The following is a 3,757-nucleotide window of genomic DNA, read 5'->3' on the forward strand; positions in this document are numbered from 1 at the left end:
CTGTGAAGTCAGTCAGTTAGGCTCTTATCGAATCCCATCCCCTAGGGGACGCCAAATCTTCTAATTCTTTGTTTTTCCGACATAATTCGCCGCGTTAGCGACAAGCCTGTAGGTCACCGTGTACACCATTGGCATGGGTGACGACGTGCTTGATCTCCGGCATCTCTACCAGCCGCGCACCGAGAGCTTCGACAAGCGCGCCTGAAGCGCGCCGGGAACGTGGATTGAAGCTACAATCCAAACAAACATAAACGATACAAGCTCAACCAAAACCATCGCCGACGCGATCACAATGGCGAAGGCGGTCCCGTGTGAACGATTGGACGGTCGAAACCAGGGCGTCCCGGCGCGGGTCGGCGCGCCAGATCCGTGCGAATGCCGGGGTCGCAAGACCGGTCCCGTCGCAATTCGCGGACCGCGCATCAAAGCGGGAGATATTACCCCGAACCTCCCTTAAAACGGGTTCGCTCCACCAGATGGTTAGTCCACCATCCGGTGGATTGGATTTGCGACGAATGATGTGTACACGGGTTCTATGAGGATCGCTGCGGTCTTCTCGGCGGGTGACGCAGTTGTGCGTGGCTCGGACCGATCACAAAGACGGCCTCACGCCTTAGTTTGGGTCCGTCCAAGACACGGGGGCGAATAATGAAATTTTGGACTTCTCTGGCAATGGTTGGCGCGGTTTCGGTCGCTGTCATGGCGACCGCGCCGAACGCAAACGCGGCATTGACCGGCACCGTTACGGACAATGGCCAATGCGCGCCGGGCGCGTTCAGCCCGAAGACCAGTGGCGACACCGTCGGTTTTTTCATCCCCATTGACGGCAGCAACGGCACGTACGGGTGCGACGGCTTCGGCACGTCGGCGACGACCATCCGTGAAAGCAATCTGGTGCCCAACGGAACGCTGGACATGTACTTTGATTTCACCGGCTTCGCTGGCGGCGCTGGTGTCATCGAGTTGACGTTCACCGACCTCGACCTCGATGGCGTGGAAGACCCGAGCAACTTTCTCGAGCAGGTCGTCGTGACGCCCGATGGCGGCAATGCGACCACATTCACGAAGTCGACCGATGACGGGGTCGCGTTCAACACCGGCGGCGACGGAACCATCACGCTGGATCCGTTGGGTCTGAGCCCGAATTTCGTGCTGCAGCTTTCGTTCGAAGTCACGAATTTCCACAACTGGTCCGGCAACCCGTGGGTGAAGAATGTTGAGGAACAGGTCATGGCCAGCGTATCGGCTGTGCCCCTCCCCGCCGCCGCGTGGTTCATGCTGACGGCCCTGGGCGGGTTGGTCGGCACTCGCTGGCTGCGTCGGGAGCAATTCGGGACCGCCTGACCGTGAGCCGGAGGCCGCTCCGGGGCCGAAGTCCTTGAGCAGGTCGAGTGATGCGAACCGCCCCCGTGGGATGCCGAAAGGGATGTCATGGGGGCGGTGTTTTTGTCCCGGTGGTTCAAGCCGGCTCATCCCGGATTTTTGGGGTTGTGCGCGTGATCGGGGCATGGCGGGTTAAGGGCAATCGAACACCTGGCACGCACCACCGCACCCGGGCGTTGCGCCAAACGCCAAGGCACACAAAGCCCGCGTGCCCAACTGCAGCATTCAGGCCCATCCGGAGTGGGGTGCATCATGTGCCATTGGAGGCCGTTGCGATTTCGCCCGGCGAGGGCTGGCTGAGCAAATGGGTCCGTCAATAACAGTATAGAGCGGAGGCATGGGAAATCCTGGCCGACGAATGAGACCGGGCGCCGCGAAGCGGCGTCGTGCTTTGTCCTGACGAGTCACGACAATAGCAGACTGGCAGTAACGACCCCCATTCGTCGGCTGGCCGCTGCCGGGCTGTCAGTCCCGAACGGATGCCCTGCGAAAGCCGGCGCTGTTGCCGAAAGGCGCCGATCCTGTAGGATGCGCGCGTTCCGACCCCGCTCCAGCGCCGAGGGATCCGCCATGTTCCAGCCCCGCAAGGCCACGCTCGCGGCCGCCGTCCTGACCGCCGCCGCCCTGACCGTCGCGCCGGCCGCCGCCCCCGTTGCCGCGCAGGAGGTGACGCTCACCGTCCACCACTTCCTCAGCGCCAAGGCCACCAACCAGGCCAGGTTCCTGGAACCGTGGGCCGAGCGCATCGAGGCCGAGTCCGACGGCCGCATCGCCTTCGAGTTCTTCCCCAGCATGACCATGGGGGGCGCGCCGCCGGAGCTGTACCAGCAGGCGCGCGACGGCGTGGCGGACATCATCTGGACCGTGCTGGGGTACACGCCGGGCGTGTTCCCGCACGCCGAGGTGTTCGACCTGCCCAGCGTGCACGGCGGCAGCGCGGTGATCACCAACCTGGCCATTCAGGACCTGATGGACGACTATCTGGCGCAGGACTTCGAGGATGTTCACCCGCTGTTGGTCCATGTTCACTCCGGGCAGGCGTTGCACACCACCACCGTTCCCGTGCGCACGCTGGAGGATGCCCAGGGCCTGAAGCTGCGGGTGCCGTCGCGCACCGGCACCTGGATGATCGAGGCCATGGACGCCGAGCCGGTGGGAATGCCGGTGCCCGAGGTGCCGCAGGCGCTGTCGCGCGGGGTGCTGGACGGGGCCTTCATCCCGTTCGAGGTGGCCCTGCCGCTGCGGGTGATCGACATCGCCCAGCACCACACCGAACTGGCGGGCGGGCGCCGCTTCGGCACCACCACCTTCCTGCTGGCCATGAACAAGGACCGCTATGAAAGCCTGCCGGACGACCTGCGCGCTCTCCTGGATGCCCACACGGGTCCGGAGCTGGCCCGCGAGGCGGGCGAGATCTGGGACGCGGTGGAGCCGCGCGTCATGGACATGGCGGCGGAGAACGGCAACGACCTGATCACGGTGTCCGAGGCGGAGACCGCGCGGTTCCTGGCGGCCTTCCAGGCGGTCGAGGACCGCTGGGTCGAGGATGCCACCGCGCGCGGGATCGACGCTGCCGCCCTGTTGGCCGCCGCCAAGGCCGCCGTCGCCCGCCACACCGAGGCGGAAGCCGAGGCCGCCGGCGCGGCGGGGGCGGAGTAGGAGGGGCTGACGCTGTTTTTGGCGGTTCGTCAGGCGCTGGAATGGGGCGTTCGCTTCAAAGGCGAGCGCAGCGGTGGCCGTGAACGAAAAAATGGTGAGGCTCGGCGTTGGAGTGCGGGGGGAATGGTCGTGATGGGAGGCTGACGAGCCGCAGCAAGATGAGATCGGTCGGCCGAAGGTCAAGGCGAAAAACTGGGGACGTTGAAAAGAAGAAAGTACGTTTTATGCTGTCTCTATGTGTCTGTCCGGAAAGCCCTTGTGGGCACCACGGACGGTGCAAGTTCTGGGGCCGGCTCACAAAATATTGCGGTCTTGGAGACTTTCCAGATGGGCTCTAAAAAACAGCTCGCAATGCCAGTAGAGCAAAGAAAGAAGATAGTATTGCAAGAAAAGTGCAAAAACCGGCAATGTACATGTACCTATCCGTAAGGTTCAGACGAGTTATTTTTTTGACGAAAGACGACTTAAAAAGCATTCCTGAACGCAGCACAAGCACGGAAACTACTACTAAAAGGAGGATTAAAAATGTTTTATCTGGATGTTTTTCTATCAGTGTCCGGATATAAAAAATAAAGGAGCTTGATTGTTCCGTGTCTGCCGCAGTGCTTTCTCTCTGTATGCGTTCTGGAAGCATCGAAAGGAATCCGAATAAAACAGCAAAAGGCTTATCCCTTTGAGTCCGGGACCGCATAATGTGGTGACAGGTGGCCCGAAA

Annotated in this window: 3 protein-coding genes; 2 read left to right on the forward strand and 1 reads right to left on the reverse strand. The window is 61.9% G+C overall.

Going from position 1 to position 3,757, the window contains the following annotated elements; genetic code table 11:
* Nucleotides 1-699: 699 nt before the first annotated feature.
* Entirely contained in the window at nucleotides 700-1,344 is a 645-nt protein-coding gene (locus Q0309_RS12390) for a VPLPA-CTERM sorting domain-containing protein (RefSeq protein WP_299441325.1), read from the forward strand.
* 609 nt (nucleotides 1,345-1,953) lie between these two features.
* On the forward strand, nucleotides 1,954-3,042 hold the full coding sequence (locus Q0309_RS12395) for a TRAP transporter substrate-binding protein (protein ID WP_299441328.1): 1,089 nt from the start codon (nucleotides 1,954-1,956) through the stop codon (nucleotides 3,040-3,042).
* Between the two features lie 334 nt (nucleotides 3,043-3,376).
* Here the strand turns inward: Q0309_RS12395 and Q0309_RS12400 are convergent.
* On the reverse strand, nucleotides 3,377-3,757 hold a 381-nt coding region (locus Q0309_RS12400), incomplete at its 5' end, for a hypothetical protein (RefSeq protein ID WP_299441331.1).

Origin of the sequence: uncultured Rhodospira sp. (assembly GCF_937138205.1) — a bacterium.
Classification (GTDB): domain Bacteria; phylum Pseudomonadota; class Alphaproteobacteria; order Rhodospirillales; family Rhodospirillaceae; genus Rhodospira.

Excerpts from the sequence above, each read along its gene's own strand:
- Q0309_RS12395 (WP_299441328.1), top strand. The coding sequence starts at position 1,954 with ATGTTCCAGCCCCGCAAGGCCACGCTCGCGGCCGCCGTCCTGACCGCC.
- Q0309_RS12390 (WP_299441325.1), top strand. The coding sequence starts at position 700 with ATGGCGACCGCGCCGAACGCAAACGCGGCATTGACCGGCACCGTTACG.